Below are 281 nucleotides of genomic sequence, written 5' to 3'. Positions count from 1 at the left end.
GTCTCAATGCAAATTGAACCTGAGTACAAGATCACCTATGCCCTTACCGCGCGGGATTATGCCGCCATGGCTCGGGCGCTCACTCGCCGGCCCTGGCACCGAAGCATCGTGACGATGGTACTTTGGTTGTTTTGCGTCTGGTGTCTTCTGGTCTTCTCCACCAATGCCTCAAGTCCGTTGACCATGGTGATGCGTTGCTGAAAGCAGTTTCTGGTTCTGGCTACCTGGCTGCCTGGTCTTAGTGGCGCTCTTCCCCGTGGCCACACATTGGCTGGCCTGGG

General features: G+C 56.9%; 1 protein-coding gene. It reads left to right on the top strand.

Going from position 1 to position 281, the window contains the following annotated elements:
* Window positions 1-201, top strand: a 201-nt coding sequence (locus SB764_RS39475; protein ID WP_410866680.1) for a hypothetical protein, incomplete at its 5' end; no start/stop codon positions are given.
* Window positions 202-281 lie beyond the last annotated feature (80 nt).

The organism is Paraburkholderia sp. SIMBA_027, from assembly GCF_046535315.1.
GTDB classification, from domain to species: domain Bacteria; phylum Pseudomonadota; class Gammaproteobacteria; order Burkholderiales; family Burkholderiaceae; genus Paraburkholderia; species Paraburkholderia tropica.
This window is presented reverse-complemented; position numbering and strand designations above follow the sequence as displayed.